16 protein-coding genes are annotated in these 15,024 nt (G+C 72.9%); 4 read left to right on the forward strand and 12 right to left on the reverse strand.

Features of this window, described 5'->3' with window-relative positions; translation table 11 throughout:
* Positions 1-5 precede the first annotated feature (5 nt).
* Positions 6-2,003, reverse strand: a complete 1,998-nt coding sequence (locus tag AB1046_RS07200; RefSeq protein WP_369373798.1) for an APC family permease — start codon at positions 2,001-2,003, stop codon at positions 6-8.
* 86 nt (positions 2,004-2,089) lie between these two features.
* Here AB1046_RS07200 and AB1046_RS07205 point away from each other — a divergent pair, with 86 nt between their 5' ends.
* Together AB1046_RS07205 and AB1046_RS07210 are read left to right on the forward strand one after the other, a co-directional pair.
* Complete coding sequence (locus AB1046_RS07205; protein ID WP_369375610.1) at positions 2,090-2,743, forward strand: TrkA family potassium uptake protein; 654 nt, start codon at positions 2,090-2,092, stop codon at positions 2,741-2,743.
* Positions 2,743-3,408: a TrkA family potassium uptake protein gene (locus AB1046_RS07210; RefSeq protein ID WP_369373800.1), complete on the forward strand. Its 666-nt coding sequence runs from the start codon at positions 2,743-2,745 to the stop codon at positions 3,406-3,408. Before AB1046_RS07205 ends, AB1046_RS07210 begins: the two co-directional genes overlap by 1 nt.
* Here the strand turns inward: AB1046_RS07210 and AB1046_RS07215 are convergent.
* From AB1046_RS07215 to dut, 4 genes are all read right to left on the reverse strand, one after another.
* Positions 3,405-4,139, reverse strand: coding sequence for a DUF3159 domain-containing protein (locus AB1046_RS07215; protein ID WP_369373802.1), 735 nt, complete (start codon positions 4,137-4,139; stop codon positions 3,405-3,407). The genes AB1046_RS07210 and AB1046_RS07215 overlap by 4 nt on opposite strands.
* 35 nt (positions 4,140-4,174) lie before the next feature.
* Positions 4,175-4,561, reverse strand: coding sequence for an OB-fold nucleic acid binding domain-containing protein (locus AB1046_RS07220; RefSeq protein ID WP_369373804.1), 387 nt, complete (start codon positions 4,559-4,561; stop codon positions 4,175-4,177).
* 15 nt (positions 4,562-4,576) lie between these two features.
* Positions 4,577-5,302: a DUF3710 domain-containing protein gene (locus tag AB1046_RS07225; protein ID WP_369373806.1), complete on the reverse strand. Its 726-nt coding sequence runs from the start codon at positions 5,300-5,302 to the stop codon at positions 4,577-4,579.
* Between the two features lie 118 nt (positions 5,303-5,420).
* Positions 5,421-5,897: a dUTP diphosphatase gene (gene dut / locus AB1046_RS07230; protein ID WP_369373808.1), complete on the reverse strand. Its 477-nt coding sequence runs from the start codon at positions 5,895-5,897 to the stop codon at positions 5,421-5,423.
* Between the two features lie 78 nt (positions 5,898-5,975).
* Here dut and AB1046_RS07235 point away from each other — a divergent pair, with 78 nt between their 5' ends.
* A complete protein-coding gene (locus AB1046_RS07235; RefSeq protein WP_369373810.1) occupies positions 5,976-6,419 on the forward strand; it encodes a DUF3093 domain-containing protein in 444 nt (147 codons plus the stop codon).
* 95 nt (positions 6,420-6,514) lie between these two features.
* On the opposite strand, the gene AB1046_RS07240 is transcribed toward AB1046_RS07235, so the two are convergent.
* Both AB1046_RS07240 and AB1046_RS07245 read right to left on the reverse strand, forming a co-directional pair.
* Complete coding sequence (locus AB1046_RS07240) at positions 6,515-6,814, reverse strand: DUF4193 domain-containing protein (protein WP_116675819.1); 300 nt, start codon at positions 6,812-6,814, stop codon at positions 6,515-6,517.
* Between the two features lie 270 nt (positions 6,815-7,084).
* On the reverse strand, positions 7,085-7,933 hold the full coding sequence (locus tag AB1046_RS07245; RefSeq protein WP_369373812.1) for an inositol monophosphatase: 849 nt from the start codon (positions 7,931-7,933) through the stop codon (positions 7,085-7,087).
* A gap of 120 nt (positions 7,934-8,053) precedes the next feature.
* On the opposite strand from AB1046_RS07245, the gene sepH reads away from it, so the two are divergent.
* Positions 8,054-9,205, forward strand: coding sequence for a septation protein SepH (gene sepH / locus AB1046_RS07250; RefSeq protein WP_369373814.1), 1,152 nt, complete (start codon positions 8,054-8,056; stop codon positions 9,203-9,205).
* A 10-nt stretch (positions 9,206-9,215) separates the two neighbouring features.
* Here sepH and AB1046_RS07255 read toward each other — a convergent pair whose 3' ends face one another.
* The 5 genes from AB1046_RS07255 to AB1046_RS07275 are packed head-to-tail and all read right to left on the reverse strand — an operon-like array spanning position 9,216 to position 14,906.
* Positions 9,216-9,857 (reverse strand): thymidine kinase, encoded by a 642-nt coding sequence (locus tag AB1046_RS07255; RefSeq protein WP_369373816.1) that lies wholly within the window; start codon positions 9,855-9,857, stop codon positions 9,216-9,218.
* Entirely contained in the window at positions 9,854-11,047 is a 1,194-nt protein-coding gene (locus tag AB1046_RS07260) for an alkaline phosphatase family protein (protein ID WP_369373818.1), read from the reverse strand. The genes AB1046_RS07255 and AB1046_RS07260 overlap by 4 nt, the downstream gene beginning before the upstream one ends.
* Entirely contained in the window at positions 11,044-11,628 is a 585-nt protein-coding gene (locus AB1046_RS07265; RefSeq protein ID WP_369373820.1) for a DUF5998 family protein, read from the reverse strand. The genes AB1046_RS07260 and AB1046_RS07265 overlap by 4 nt, the downstream gene beginning before the upstream one ends.
* Positions 11,629-11,670: 42 nt before the next feature.
* The gene (locus AB1046_RS07270) at positions 11,671-14,400 is read right to left on the reverse strand and encodes a GNAT family N-acetyltransferase (RefSeq protein ID WP_369375611.1); all 2,730 of its coding nucleotides are present in this window, start codon (positions 14,398-14,400) and stop codon (positions 11,671-11,673) included.
* Positions 14,401-14,453: 53 nt separating this feature from the next.
* Positions 14,454-14,906 carry a hypothetical protein gene (locus tag AB1046_RS07275; protein WP_369373822.1) on the reverse strand — a complete coding sequence of 151 codons (453 nt, stop codon included), beginning with the start codon at positions 14,904-14,906 and terminating at the stop codon, positions 14,454-14,456.
* Positions 14,907-15,024: the final 118 nt, after the last annotated feature.

Here is a 15,024-nt window from a genome sequence, read left to right on the forward strand (position 1 = left end):
AGGGCTCAGAGCCGGCGGCCCCGGAGGTACGCGTCGTCCTCCAGGCCGGTGTGGCCCCGCGACGAGGCGAGCTGCCACGGCACGGACGCCACGACCACGCCGGGGGTGAACAGCAGGCTGCCCTTGAGTCGCAGCGCCGACTGGTTGTGCAGCAGCTGCTCCCACCAGTGACCCACCACGTACTCGGGGATGTAGACGATCACGAGGTCGCGCGGCGACTCCCGGTGCACCGAGCGGACGTACTTGAGCACGGGCCGCGTGATCTCGCGGTACGGAGAGTCGAGGATCCGCAGCGGCACGGGCAGGTCGAGGGCCTCCCACTCGGCGGTGAGGCTCTCGATGTCCTCCCGGTCCACGCCGACGGTGAGGGCCTCGAGCACGTTGGGCCGGGCGGCTCGCGCGTAGGCCAGGGCGCGCATGGTCGGCTTGTGGATCTTGGAGACCAGCACGATGCCGTGCACCCGGCTCGGCAGCGCGCGGGCGGCGGAGACGTCGTCGAGCGCGAGCTCGTCCCGCACCCGGTCGTAGTGCTTGCGGATCCCCCGCATGAGGAGGAACAGCACACCCATCGCCAGGAGCGTGATCCAGGCGCCGTGGGTGAACTTGGTGACCAGCACGATGATCAGGACGGTCCCGGTGAGCCCGAACCCGACGCCGTTGACCACGCGCGAACGCTTCATGCGGCCGCGCACCGCGGGGTCGTGCTCGGTGCGCAGCCCCCGGGTCCAGTGCCGCAGCATGCCCAGCTGGGAGAGCGTGAACGACACGAACACACCAACGATGTAGAGCTGGATGAGGCGCGTCGCCGAGGCCTCGAACACGATGATCAGGACGATGGCAGCGACGGCGAGCACGATGATGCCGTTCGAGAACGCGAGCCGGTCGCCGCGGGTGTGCAGCTGACGGGGCAGGTAGCCGTCGCGGCCGAGGATCGAGCCCAGCACGGGGAACCCGTTGAACGCCGTGTTCGCGGCGAGCACCAGGATGAGGCCGGTAACTGCGGAGACGGCGTAGAACGCCGGCGGGAAGCCGGAGAACACGGCCTCCGCGAGCTGGCCGATCACCGGGATCTGGACGTAGTCCTCGGAGACGGGCTGCCCGTCCACGGTCAGCTGGTGGGCCGGGTTCTCGGCGAAGCGGACGCCCGTGGCCTGGGCCAGCAGGAGGATCGAGATGATCATCGTCGAGGAGATGGCGCCGAGCAGCAGGAGCGTGGTCGCGGCGTTACGCGACTTGGGCTTGCGGAACGCGGGCACCCCGTTGCTGATGGCCTCGACGCCGGTCAGGGCGGCGCAGCCGGACGCGAACGCCCGGGCCAGCAGGAAGGCACCCGCTACGCCGACCAGGCCCTGGTCGAACGCGGCCTCCCCGGTGAGCTCGAACTCCGCGCTCTGCGCCTGCGGCAGGGTGCCGGAGAAGAACCGGAACGCACCGGTGACCACCAGGGCCCCGATGATCGCCATGTAGCAGTAGGTGGGGATCGCGAACGCCGTCCCGGACTCCTTGACGCCACGCAGGTTGACCAGGGTGAGCAGCGCCACCGCGATGACCGCCGCCGGCACCTCGTACCCGCGCAGCCCGGGGAGGGCCGCCGACGCGTACTGGGCTGCCGAGGAGATGGACACCGCCACGGTGAGCACGTAGTCGACGAGCAGCGCGGCCGCGACGCCGATGCCCGCCGACGGCCCCAGGTTCGTGGTGGCGACCTCGTAGTCGCCGCCGCCGGACGGGTAGGCATGCACGTTCTGCCGGTAGGACGCGACCACGATGAGCAGCACGACCACCACCACGAGGCCCACCCACGGCGAGAACGCCATGGCGGCGATCCCGGCCAGCGAGAGGGTCAGGAGGATCTCGTCCGGCGCGTACGCCACCGACGACAGGGCGTCCGAGGCGAAGACCGGCAGGGCGATCCGTTTGGGCAGCAACGTGTGCCCGAGGCTCTCGCTGCGCATGGGGCGGCCGACAAGTAGTCGCTTGGCCGCATCGACGATGTCCGACACGTTGGCTGACTCTATGCCCGCGGATGGTAAGGAGCACACCAATGACGCCGTGGCGCGGTAGCGTTCCGTCCGTGCACTTCGTGATCATGGGCTGCGGCCGCGTAGGGTCCAGCCTCGCCCAGGAGATCGACAGCCGCGGGCACTCCGTGGCCGTCATCGACCAGAACCCGGACGCGTTCCGGCGCCTGCCCGCGGACTTCTCGGGCAAGAAGGTCACCGGCGTGGGCTTCGACCGCGACACGCTGGTCCAGGCGGGGATCGAGGACGCGTACGCGTTCGCCGCGGTGTCCGACGGCGACAACTCCAACATCCTGTCCGCCCGCGTGGTCCGCGAGACCTACGGCGTGGACAACGTGGTGGCCCGCATCTACGACCCGCACCGCGCGGAGATCTACCAGCGCCTCGGCATCCCCACGGTCGCCACCGTGCGGTGGACCGCCGACCAGGTGCTGCGCCGCATGCTGCCGCTGGGCTCCACCGACGAATACCGCGACCCGTCCGGCACGGTCCGGCTGGCGCAGATCGACTACCACCGGCGCTGGGTGGGCCTGCCGGTGCTGAACATCGAGGCCGCGACCGGCGCGCGCGTCGCGTTCGTGACCCGCTACACCTCGGCAGTGCTCCCCACTGCCGACCTCGTGCTCCAGGAGAACGACGTGCTGCACCTGCTCATGACCGCGGACGCCTCCGCCAACGTCGAACGGATCCTCACCGCCGCGCCCCCCGCCGAGGAGGACTGATGCGCGTCGTCATCGCCGGGGCCGGCTCGGTGGGCCGCTCGATCGCCCGGGAGCTGCTCAGCCACGAGCACGAGGTCACCCTGATCGACAAGAACGCCTCGGCCATGCGGGTCTCGCAGGTCCCCGAGGCGGAGTGGGTGCTCGCCGACGCGTGCGAGCTCCCCGCGCTCGAGGCCTCCGAGATGGAGCAGGCCGACGTCGTGGTGGGCGCCACCGGCGACGACAAGGTGAACCTCGTGTTCTCGCTGCTGGCCAAGACGGAGTTCGGGGTGCCGCGCACCGTCGCGCGTGTGAACAACCCGAAGAACGAGTGGATGTTCGACCAGTCGTGGGGCGTGGACGTCGCCGTGTCGACGCCGCGCATCATGACCGCGATGGTCGAGGAGGCCGTCGCTGTGGGCGACCTCGTGACGATCTTCAGCTTCAGCCACTCGAACGCCAACATCCTGGAGCTCACGCTGCCCGCCGACTCCCGCGTCGCCGGGACACGCGTGGGCCAGGTGGTGTGGCCCGCCGAGGTCACGCTCGCCACCATCGTGCGTGACGGCCGCCCGCTGGCGCCCAGCGGCGACGACACGCTGGAGGCCGGCGACGAGCTGCTGCTGGTCGCCGGGGCGGACGCCGACACCGAGGCGCTCCAGAAGCTGCTGGTCCCGAAGGGCTAGGCCTGCGCCTGGGCCTTCGGCCGCCGCACGACGTACCAGGTCAGGTACAGCACCAGCGCCCAGAGCGGCACGCCCAGCAGCAGGTGGAACGTGCCGAGCCACGCGATGTCGCCCGCGAAGTACAGCGGCGTCTTGACCGCGAGGCGCAGCGCGAACAACCCCACCCAGAGCCACGTCGCGATGGCGTAGGTGCGCATCTTGGCCGGGTCGTCGCGCCACGCGGTCAGCGCGGCAAACGGTGAGGGCGCATCGCCGCGATCGCCGTCGTGGTCCCGGTTCGCCTCGGCCCGCACGGCGTCCGGCGTCAGACCGGCGCGCAGCGCCTCCACGACGTAACCGACGGCGGGCCGGCGCACGAGGATCGTGGCGAGCAGCACCACGAGGTAGCCGGCGTTGAGCAGCAGGCCGCCCGCGTAGTAGTTCTCGGCGTCGCCGGACGTCCACGCCCACACCACGCCGATGGCGATGCCGAGCAGGCCGCCCAGCGCCTGCGTGACGGGGGTGCGCTGCACCAGGCGCGCCACGACGAGCACCACGGCGGCGGCGACCGACGCGATCAGCGGGATCATCAGGTTGTCCGGGAAGATGACAAACGCGACCACGAACACCAGGCCGGGCAGGATCGCCTCCACCAGGCCGCGCACACCGCCCACGGCGTCGGCCGCGGAGAAGTCCTCGCGAGCTAGGGCGCGCATACCGCGCGCGGGTGTCTGACGTGCTGGTTCGCTCATGGGGCTCATTCTGCCGTGCTCGCCGGGGTCCTGATTCACCCGCACTCCCCCGGCCGGGGCCGGAGCTCGTAACGGGGGTTGAACATGGTGCGGCGCCCGTCGACGTCGCACACCATGCCCTCGACCCGGATGCGGCGGCCGGGCTCGACGCCGTCGATGGTCCGCCGGCCGAGCCAGACGAGGTCCAGCGTGCCGGAGCCGTCGAACAGCTCGGCCTCCAGGGTGGGCACACCCTCGCGGGGGCGCAGCACCACCGAGCGCACCACACCCGCCACCTTGCCGCGGGTGCGCAGCGGCAGCGACGTGACGGCCGCGCAGCCCACGTTCCGGGAGGCGTCGGCGCGCTCCTCGGTGTCCTCGACCTGCTCGTTGGTGGCGAGCGTCGCCGCTATGCGGGACGCGATAGCCGTACGCAACGACATCAGCGGTTCACCTTCTCAGCCGATCTGGGTGATCTCGGGGCCGCGGCGGAGCGGGTTGAAGTCGGACAGCGGAGGTACCGCGCCCGCCGGGCCGGCGGTGGCTTCCGCCGGCTGTGCACCATCCTTGCGCGCCGACTTCGGCAGCGCCAGGGGCAGCAGGTCACGAGGTGGGCGCGGGCTCTGGTCGCGCACCACGACGATGTTCGCGAACACGGACTCCAGGTTCTTGGCCGACTCGGCGTCCAGTGCAGCCTTGCCCGCCAGCACACCCCGGATGAACCAGCGCGGGCCGTCGACCCCGACGAACCGAGCCGGCCGCTGGCCGGCCTGCCCGTCCGGGCCGGTCACGGGCATCCGGACCAGCAGCTCGCGACCGAACACGCCGGGCACGTCGTCCACGATGCCGCCCTGACCGCTCACGGACTGCGCGATCTCGTGCCGGATCTCGTCCCAGATGCCCTCGGTGCGCGGCGCGGCGAAGGCCTGGATCTGGAGGTTCGACCCCTCCAGCGCGGCCGTCACCCCGGTCACCTTCTGCGTCTTCTTGTCGATCTCCATCCGCAGCTCGAGCCCCGGCATCACCGGCAGCCAGATGGCGCCGAGGTCGACGCGCGGGCCCATCTCGGGCACCTGCGACCGGTCGAACGGACCGTGCGGCCGCTTCTGCAGCTCGGCCTCCACCGACGCCCACTCGACCGGGGCGGGCTCATTCGCCGTGCCTCGTCGGCTGAACAGACCCACAGCCACGCTCCTTCGGTAGTTCGTCGTTCTGCGTGCGCCAGCCAGTTGCTTCGCACGACAGCGTTATCCACTCGTTACTTACAGCCTAGACCCGTCCGGGCCCGACTTGGACACGCGTTCAGCGTCCGGCGAAACCGCCGCTGGAGCCGAAGCCGCCGTCGCCCCGGTGCGACCCGGGCAGCGTCTCGGCGGGCAGGAACCGCGCCCGCTCGACCTGCTGGATCACCAGCTGCGCCACACGGTCGCCGCGGGCCAGCTTCACGGCCTGCGTGGTGTCGGTGTTGAGCAGCGTGACCTTGATCTCGCCGCGGTAGCCCGCGTCCACCGTGCCGGGCGCGTTCACGATGGTGACACCGTGCTTCGCGGCCAGGCCTGAGCGCGGGTGCACGAACGCCGCGTAGCCGTCCGGCAGCGCGATCGAGACCCCCGTGGGCACCGTCACCCGGCCCTGCGGCGGGATCTCGACGTCGACCGTGGTCACCAGGTCGGCGCCGGCATCACCCGGGTGCGCGTAGGAAGGTACGGGAACGTCGTCGAGGAGGCGGATGAGCACGTCGACCGTGCTGCCTTCGTCCGATGGCACAGGGGTGGGCACGCCGGAAGAGTACGCCACCAGCGCGGACCGCGCTGTCGCACGGCCCGGCCGGGTGCTCGGGGCTGGGATGATGTCCTCATGACGGCGACCACCCTCACCTTCCACGAGCGTCTTCTGCCCGGTCCCGGCGGCTGGCTCGGCACGGTCGGTCTGGGCGTCATCGCCGCGATCGCGCTGTGGCCGGTGCACGTGCCCGCCGCGGTGGTCGCCGGGCTCGTGGTGTGCGTGGGATCCGCGGTCGCCCTGGCGGTGACCTCCCCCGTCGTGGAGGTGTCCGACGGCGTGCTGCGGGCCGGGAGCGCCCGGATCCCGGTCGCGCTGCTCGGCTCCGCGCAGGCCCTCGACGGGGCGGCCATGCGGCACGAGCTGGGCCCGGGGCTCGACGCGCGGGCGTACGTGTGCCTGCGCGCGTGGGCCCGGACCGGGGTGCGGGTGCCGCTCGACGACGCGGCCGACCCCACCCCGTACTGGCTCGTCTCCACACGCCGCCCGGAGCTGCTGGTGCAGGCGCTGGGGAGCTGAGCCAGAAGCGGTCCCGGACACGACGAAGGCTGCCATGCGTCGCATGACAGCCCGGTCGTGTCGTCAGTGGCTCAAGTGGCGTGGGGCCCGGTGGATCAGGCAGCGCACTCCGTGCAGATCATCTGGCCGGCCTTCTCGTAGGCCAGCTGGCTGCGGTGGTGCACGAGGAAGCAGCTGGAACACGTGAACTCGTCCGCCTGTCGCGGCAGCACACGTACTGCAAGCTCCTCGCCGGACAGGTCGGCGCCCGGGAGCTCAAAGCCCTCGGCCGCTTCGGTCTCGTCCTCGTCCACAACGCCCGAGGACTTGTCAGATCGACGCGCCTGCAGCTCCTGGATCGAGTCCTGCTCGACATCCTCATCAGTCTTACGTGGGGCGTCGTAGTCAGTTGCCATGTGGTGTTCTCCGTCGGTAGGTGGTCGCGCCGGGAGGGTTCGGGAATTCCGGGGTTCGACGCCGCCCCGGCCGGGTCACCGCAAGCGCCGTCGAACAGCGACCGCCTGAGGGTGTACGCGCAGTTAATGCACACGACCCCGGTTTTGTTCCCGTAGTCGGCCCACGGATTGTGCACCATTTCGCATCGGCACGCTACATATGCCGGTGTAACCCCGGTCACGTACGCTCTGACCTGCGAAGACGTACCGATTTCCGCCTTTTGACCGGAGTCAGCGGACACCGTCGGCGTCCGCCGCCTCAAGGATCTCGGCGAGCTCCGCGACGAGGCCCGATGGGCCCGCCACGGTCATCGCGTTCCCGGCCGGCCCGCCCCGCAGGCCGGTCACCGTGGCGCCCGCCTCGGTGGCCACTATCGCCCCCGCAGCCATGTCCCAGGGGTTGAGGCCGCGCTCGTAGTACAGGTCGAGCGAGCCGTCGGCGAGCAGGCACAGGTCGATCGCCGCCGAGCCGAGCCGCCGGATGTCCCGGATCCTCGGGAGCACCTGGGTCAGCACCTGCGCCTGCTGGGCGCGGCGCTCGGCGTCGTACCCGAAGCCCGTGCCCACCAGGCAGCTGCCCAGCGACGCGGGGGCGCCCACCCGCACGGGGGCGCCGTCGCGGGTGGCCCCCTCGCCGAGCCCCGCCGACCAGGTGCGCCCGTCGGCCACGCTGTGCACGCACCCGGCCAGGATGGTCCACGTGGCGGGCTCCGGCGGTCCGGCCACCACCGCCACGGACACCGCCCAGGACGCGATCCCGTACAGGTAGTTCACGGTCCCGTCGATCGGGTCGAGCACCCAGGTCAGGCCGCTCGTGCCGGCCACGTCGTCGCCCTCCTCGCCGAGGATCGCGTCGTCGGGCCGCTCCGCGGCGATCATCTCGCGCAGCAGGTCCTCCGACGCGCGGTCCATGACGGTGACCGGGTCCACGTCGCTCGACTTGGTGGCCGCGACCTCGACCCGGTCCGGTCTGCCCTCGCGCACCAGGGCCCCGGCGGCCGTCGCGAGGCGGAGGGCGAGGTCGCGGAGGGCGGTGACGGTGACGCCGTCGGGCAGCTCGGGCGGTGCGGGTGATATCACGCACCCATCCTGCCGCAACCGCAGCCAGGCTACGATCCGGCGGCACACCGACGCGCCTGCGCCGCGCTGCGGCCCCGCGGTGGCAGGCTCGGCCCACAGGACTACCCCGGGAGGACTGGCATGGACGAGCTGGAGCTCGTGAGGCTGCACGAGGACGGTGAACGACTCGTCCTCGCTGCCCGCGACGGCACCCAGAGCAGTCTGCCCATCACCGATGCCCTGCGTGCCGCGATCCGCGGAGACCGTCCCCGGCTGGAGTCGATCCGCGCACAGGAGGAGTCGGCGCTGCGTCCGCGGGAGATCCAGGCGCGCCTGCGTGCCGGCGAGACCTGTGAGGCGCTGGCCGAGGCCTCGGGCCTGCCGCTCGACCACGTGCGCCGGTTCGAGTACCCGGTGATCTCCGAGCGGGAGCACTCGATCGCCCGGGTCCGGGCCAAGGCAGTCCTGTCCGACGACGACGCCGGGACCACGCTCGGCGAGGTCTCCGACGAGCGCCTGCGCTCGCGCGGTGTGCGGCCCGACGACGCCCGGTGGTCAGCCACCCGGGAGGGCACCCACCCATGGATCGTGCAGGTGGAGTTCGACGCCGCCGAGCGGCCCCGCGTCGCACGCTGGTCCCTGGAGCCCCGCGGGGGCCTGGTGACGGCGCTCGACGACGAGGCGCGCTGGCTCGGTCTCCCGGACGACGACGGCGGCCCGGCGCTGGCCGCGGTGTCCACCCTGGCCCCGCACCGGAGCAACCAGCACCCGTCCCGGCCCGCGCCGCCCGAGCCCGACGACACCGACCTGCTGCTGGACAACCTGTCGGAGCGGCGCGGCCAGCGGCCGACGCGGCGTTCAGCCCCGGACACGGACCTGCCGGACATGCTGGAGCTAGACGACCTGGACAGCCCCGACTCGCCGCCGCCCGAGGAGCCGGAGCCGGACGCAAAGCCCGCCGCCGTCGTCGACATCGGGGCGCGGCGCGGTGGGTCGCGCCCGAAGATGCCTGCCGTGAAGGTGCCCGACTCCCCTGCCGGCCTCGAGTGGGAGGCGCCGAGCCAGTGGGACATCCCCGATCCGGCGGAGCGCACCCAGGCGGAGCGCACCCCCACGGCCGAGGCCCCACCGGCCGACAACCCCGCGCCCAAGGCCGCGCCGGAGCAGGTGCCGGACAAGCCGCCGGCCGAGCCGACGCCGCCCAAGCGCCCCGCGGCCAAGCGCGGCCGCAAGTCGCGTGCACAGGTGCCGAGCTGGGACGAGATCGTGTTTGGCTCGCGCCCGGAGGTCTAGCGCCGCCGGTCTAGCCCCAGAGGGACTCGTCCACCGACCGGCGGCGCGCGGTCAGCGCCGTCATGCGGCGCATGTGGTGGCGCCGGCACAGCACCTCGTACGCGACCTCGGCCGCCTCGAACGCGCCGACGTCGCCGATGACGACCTGTTCGCCCTCGGTGACCATCACGCCGTCGAGGGTGCGCGCGTTGTGCGTGGCGCGCGCGCCGCACCAGCAGAGCGACTGCACCTGCAGCACCTCGATGCGGTCCGCGAGCTCGATGAGGCGGGCCGACCCGGGAAACAGCCTGGTGCGGAAGTCGGTGGTGATGCCGAACGCGAAGATGTCGATCTCCATCTCGTCCACCAGCCGGGCGAGCTGCTCCACCTGCCCGGGCGAGTAGAACTGCGCCTCGTCGCACACGAGGTAGTCGACGGCCTCGCCGCCGGCGCGACGGCCGCTGATCTCGGTCCAGAAGTCGGTGTCGTCCGTGACCTCCAGGGCCGATACCTCGAGCCCGAGCCGGCTGGAGACGCGGGCCGCGCCCGCGCGGTCGCCCCGGCTGAAGATGAGCCCCTCGCGGCCACGGGCACGGTAGTTGTGGTCCGTCTGGAGGGCGAGGGTGGACTTTCCGGAGTCCATGGTCCCGGAGAAGAAGATCAGCTCGCTCATGCGACGGCCAGAAGGATGGGCACGAGCATCTCGTGCGGCGTGAAGGAGCCGTGCACGCCGGGCAGGCTCCGGGCTCCGGCGGAGTGCACCCGGGAGTCGACGACGGTGGCGGCACCCGTCATCGCCACCACCACGTCCCCGATCGCGGGCAGCACGTGCTCGGCGACCGGCCCGAACCAGCCGTCCGCGACGGCCTGCTCCCGTCGCACGACGACTGCATGGTCACCCAGGCGCCCGGCCCACCGCCGCGCGACGTCGGCCGGGTCGATGCCGGCGTCGGTGTAGACGTGCAGGGCGCGCGGCTCCCCACCGACCATCGCGACACCGGGCTTGAGCTCCGGGTCGGAGGACACGTCCCACTGCGTGGTCAGGTCGGCCTTGATCTGCCCGTGGTCCGCCGTGACCAGCACGAGCGTGCCGCGCGGGACGCTGCGCACCAGCCGCTGCAGCTCACGGTCGGTGGACTCCAGGGCGTCGCCCCACTGCCAGGAGTCCCAGCCGTGGGCGTGCCCGGTCTTGTCGACGTCACCCTGGTACAGGTAGACGAGGCGCTGTGCGGCGCCGGGCCGCTTGAGAGCCGTAGCGGTGGCGTCCACGCGCCGCTCGAACGTCTCGGCGGCGACGTAGGCGGGCCCGCGCAGCGCGGCCTGGGTCATGCCGGACCCGGCGAACTTTCCCGGTCCGGGGGCCGTGACCTGGACACCGGCCGCGACGAGCGTCTCGAAGATCGTGGGCTCCCGCTGCACGTCGGCGGGGTCGCCGAGCTCCCGCCACTGCACGAGGGCCGCCAGCTTGTTCGTCGCCGGGTTGCGCTGCGTGTAGCCGAGCATGCCGGTCCGGCCCGGGGCGGTGCCCGTGCCGAACATGCTCAGGCCCGCGGCGGTGGTGGACGGAAAGCTGGAGGTCAGCGTGGCCGCCGCCTCGTCGCGCTCGCGCATGAGCCCGCGCAGGAACGGCGAGTGCCCGCCACGCTCCGCGAGGTTGCGGTAACCGAGGCCGTCGACCAGCACGACGACCACCCGATCGGCGTCGGGCAGGCCGAGGGCCGCTCGGCAGCCGGCCGCGGTCAGTCCCGTTGCGGTGGTGAGCTCGTGGCCCAGGGCGCCCGCGGCCGCCGGCAGCACCGCGGCCAGGCTCGCGGTGTCGTAGGACGGCGCGACCAGGCCGTCAGGGAGGCTCGGCGCCGTCACTTCGGCGTGGACGTGGCCCGGGACAGTGCGCGGGCGAAGTCGACGGCGGCGCGGACCGCGGCGTCACCCTCCGCCTCGCCCGAGACGCGGACCACGACGTCGTCGGGCGTCACCTGGCCCGTCAGGCCGTGGTCAGCCGTGCAGTTCGGGTCCACGCAGGTGGCGGGCTCCAGGTCGACGCGGGACACCGCGCCCCAGCCCACCGCTAGCGTGACCTCACGCGTCGCCCCGCTGCGCGGGTACTGCTCCGGGTCTGCGATCACGTGCGTGAGCGCGACGGACCGGATCTCGCGCACCGGTACCACCTCGGTGGTGGCGGACGCCGAGCCGGGCCGCGCCGGGTCCTCCCCAGAGTGGTCGTCCACGTGTGCGGTGACCAGGCGGGTCGGCGTCAGCACCAGGACCGTCAGGTGGCGGCGCACCTCCGAGTCGAAGGTGGTCTCGGCCTGCACGAGGTGGGCCACCACCTCCTCGTCGGCCAGCGCCACATCGAGCACGTCCGCGACGAGCTCCGGGTAGTAGCCGGCCCGGTGCAGGTGGGCGGTCAGGTCGTCGCGGGCATCGGTAGGGGCATGGGGCACGGGCGTCATCATCCCATCCGGGCCGCGCTCAGGTCCACACGCCTATTCCGGCAGCGCCCGCCTTGGGGCGTCCGTCCGGCGTTCTGCGAGCCGCAGCCGGATCCGCGCGTGCAGCACCGAGGCGCCCTGCTCCGCGACAGCGACGGGGTACAGCTCCAGCGACGCGAGCTCCGGCAGGTCCTCCGCCATGACGGAGACCCGCGCCAGCACGTCCTCGAGCGCCGCGACGTCGGCGGCGGGCGCGCCCTGGTACCCGAACAGCCGGGGAGCGGCGCGCACGCCGCGCACCATGCGGGCCACGTCGACGTCGGTCAGCGGCGGCACGCCGTGGGTCACGTCGTCGAGCAGGTCGACGGCGTCGCCCGCCAGGCCGAACGACACCACGGGCCCGAACAGCTCGTCCTCGACGGAGCGCACCACGCACGCGACGCCGGTCGGCGCCATCGCCTGCACCTCCAGCACGGGGTCGGGTGCGGGCAACAGGGTGGAGGCCGCGGCGAGCATCCGCTCGGCGTCCTCCCGGAGGTCTTCGGCGTCGGCGATGTCGAGCCGGACACCGCCCAGGTCGGCCCGGTGCCGCAGGGCCGGGGCGGCGATCTTCAGCGCGACCGGCCAGCCCAGCTCCTCGGCGGCGGCGACCGCCTCGTCCACCGTGCGCACGCTCCGGGACCCCCACAGCGTCAGCCCGTAGCAGGCCAGCAGCTCGGTAGCCGCCGCCTGGTCGAGGACAAGACCGTCGGGCTCCGCACCGAGCAGGGTCTCCACGAGCGTGCGGGCCTGGGCGCGGGCCACGCCGTCGGAGACACCCTCTTGCAGCGCGGGGCGGACCGGCGTGCCGTGGTCCTGCGTGCGCCACTGCGCGTAGCGGACCACCGCCCCGAGCGCCCAGACGGCGTCCTCGGGTGTGGAGAAGGCAGGGATGCGGACGTCGCCGGACGCGAGCTCGTCGGGCATGCCGTGCAGGCCGAGCGCACTGACGACGGTGGTGCGGCCGGTGCGGGCGGCGGCCTCGGCCACGGCGCGGGCTATCGCGTCGGTGCGCGGCAGCACCACGGGCACCGAGACCACCACTACGGCGTCGCACGCACCAGGCGCGTACAGGGCGTCGACGGCGGCTGCGATCTCGTCGTCGGGAGCTCCGGCGGACAGCGGCTCCGGCGGCCCGACGACGCGCAAGCCGGCCGCGGCGACGGCGTCGGCCACGAGCGCCGCGAGCGACGGCGAGCTCGCGAGCACCCCCACCCGGCCGCCGGACGGGAGCGGCTGGTGCGCCAGCACCTGCGCGACGTCCATGAGCTGGTGCGTGTTCTCCGCGCGGATCACGCCGGACTGCCGCAGGACCTCGTCGAGCATCCGCCGCGGCGCGCGCGTGGCGCGGACCGTGTGCCCGGGCGGCACCACGCTGCCGTGCCGACCCGCCACCACCACGATCACGGGCTTGACCAGCGCGAGGCGCCGGGCGATGCGCGAGAACTTGCGGGGGTTGCCGAGCGTCTCGAGGTACAGGCAGGCGACGTCGGTGTGCGGGTCGTCCTGCCAGTACTGCATGACGTCGTTGCCCGACACGTCCGCCCGGTGCCCCGCGGAGACCAGCGTGGACAGCCCCAGGCCGCGGCGGGTCACCGTCGCGGCGGCCGTCACGGCCGCGGGGGCGCTCTGGCTGAACAGACCGACCCGGCCCGGCCGCGGCGCGTCGAGCGCGAGGCTCGCGCGCAGGCTCGCCCCGGGCACGTTGGTGAGCAGGCCGTAGCTCGCCGGGCCCACCACCCGCATGCCCTGCCCGTGGGCGGTGCGCAGCAGCTCGCGGCGGCGGGCGACGCCGTCAGGCCCTGCCTCGGCCCAGCCGGCCGACAGCACGACGACGCCGCGCGCACCCGTGCCGCGCAGGCGCAGGACCGTGTCGATCACCTCGTCCGGCGGGGCGGCGACCACCGCGAGGTCCACTTCTTCCCCCGGGAGGTCGGCCCAGGTCACGTCGTCGCCGAGCACCAGCAGCTCGGTGTCGCCCGGGTCCGCGGCGTGCGCGTCGCGGATGCGGGCGGCCAGCAGCTCGTCCACGGTGCCGCCCTGCGCGGGCCCCACCAGGAGCACCCGCCGCGCCGAGAGCAGGCCCTGCATGGACCGGGCCTCGGTGCGGTGCTCGCGGTCCGCCATCACCTCGCGGGACCGGTCGGTCGGGTCGAGGTCGACGGAGACGGTCACCACGCCGTCGTCGAGATGCTGCTCGACGGCGTAGCCCGCCTCGCGGAACACGCCCAGCATCGCCCGGTTCTGCGGCAGCACCTCGGCGACGAACCGGTGCACGCCCCGCTCGCGGGCCGCGGCGGCGATGTGCTCCAGCAGGACCGAGCCGAGGCCCTGGCCCTGGAGCTCGTCGGCGATGTTGAACGCGACCTCGGCGGTGCGCCGGCCGGGCCGGTCGTCGATCACGTCGTAGCGCGCGACGCCGACGACGTCCTCTTCCCGTTCTTGCCCCGTTTCTTGCCCCGCGGCTTCTTGCCCCGCGCCGGGCCGGACCGCGACCAGCGCGGCGCGGCGGACGTGGTCCACCGTGACGAGCTGGGTGAGCAGCCGGTCCGGGATGCGCTGCAGCGCGGCGAAGAACCTCAGGTAGGTGGACCGTTCCGACTGGGCCATCTGGAAGCGCTGGAGCGAGTCGGCGTCGTCGGGCCGGATGGGCCGCACGTGCGTGGTGGAGCCGTCGCGCAGCACCACGTCGGCCTCCCACTCGACCGGGTAGTCGGTCGAGTAGGGCAGGCGCACCGTGCCCACCGGTCGCTCGGCCCGTTCTGGCTGGTCCACAAGACCAAGGCTAACGATCGGGGCTAGCTGATCAGGACCATGCCGATGAGCAGCATCACGGCGAAGCCGACGAGCACCAGGCGCTGCCTGCGGTTCGGGCCTGACGCCGTGAGGATCGCCGCGAGCGCCGGCCCTGCCGCGAGCAGGAACCATGCGCCGAGCGCGGGCGCCATGTTCACGGCGAGCGCGGCGACTGCGACGACCACCAGGCCGTGCACCACACCGAGCCCGATCCGCATCGAGACCACCACGTGCAGGACTGCGGCGACCACCACGAGGCCGGCCCACACGGTGATGCCCTCCTCGAGGCAGCCCTCCTGCTGGGCGCACTGCCAGGCCTGCATCCACCACGTCACGAGCGCGCCCAGTACCAGCACGGGAATCACGCTGATCCCGACGACGCCGTAGGCGAGCCCGATGCGGACCAGCCAAGCCGGCAGGACGGTCTGCCTGCTGACCTGCGGCAATTCGGGCATACGCGAATAGTGCCAGGTGCGCAGCAAAAAGCGCACACGTCTCAGCCTGTGACCTGACCTGATGTCCCGCGAGGTGCCACCGGACTGTCAGCGGTGCGAGGTACCGTTTGCCCTGTCC

It is taken from the genome of Promicromonospora sp. Populi, assembly GCF_041081105.1.
GTDB lineage: Bacteria > Actinomycetota > Actinomycetes > Actinomycetales > Cellulomonadaceae > Promicromonospora.

Bases quoted from the DNA above. Each gene is read 5' to 3' on its own strand.
- AB1046_RS07205 (WP_369375610.1), top strand. From the start codon at position 2,090: ATGGGCTGCGGCCGCGTAGGGTCCAGCCTCGCCCAGGAGATCGACAGC.
- sepH (WP_369373814.1), top strand. From the start codon at position 8,054: ATGGACGAGCTGGAGCTCGTGAGGCTGCACGAGGACGGTGAACGACTC.
- AB1046_RS07220 (WP_369373804.1), bottom strand. From the start codon at position 4,561: ATGTCGTTGCGTACGGCTATCGCGTCCCGCATAGCGGCGACGCTCGCC.
- AB1046_RS07255 (WP_369373816.1), bottom strand. From the start codon at position 9,857: ATGAGCGAGCTGATCTTCTTCTCCGGGACCATGGACTCCGGAAAGTCC.
- AB1046_RS07210 (WP_369373800.1), top strand. From the start codon at position 2,743: ATGCGCGTCGTCATCGCCGGGGCCGGCTCGGTGGGCCGCTCGATCGCC.
- AB1046_RS07275 (WP_369373822.1), bottom strand. From the start codon at position 14,906: ATGCCCGAATTGCCGCAGGTCAGCAGGCAGACCGTCCTGCCGGCTTGG.
- AB1046_RS07235 (WP_369373810.1), top strand. From the start codon at position 5,976: ATGACGGCGACCACCCTCACCTTCCACGAGCGTCTTCTGCCCGGTCCC.
- AB1046_RS07215 (WP_369373802.1), bottom strand. From the start codon at position 4,139: ATGAGCGAACCAGCACGTCAGACACCCGCGCGCGGTATGCGCGCCCTA.
- AB1046_RS07240 (WP_116675819.1), bottom strand. From the start codon at position 6,814: ATGGCAACTGACTACGACGCCCCACGTAAGACTGATGAGGATGTCGAG.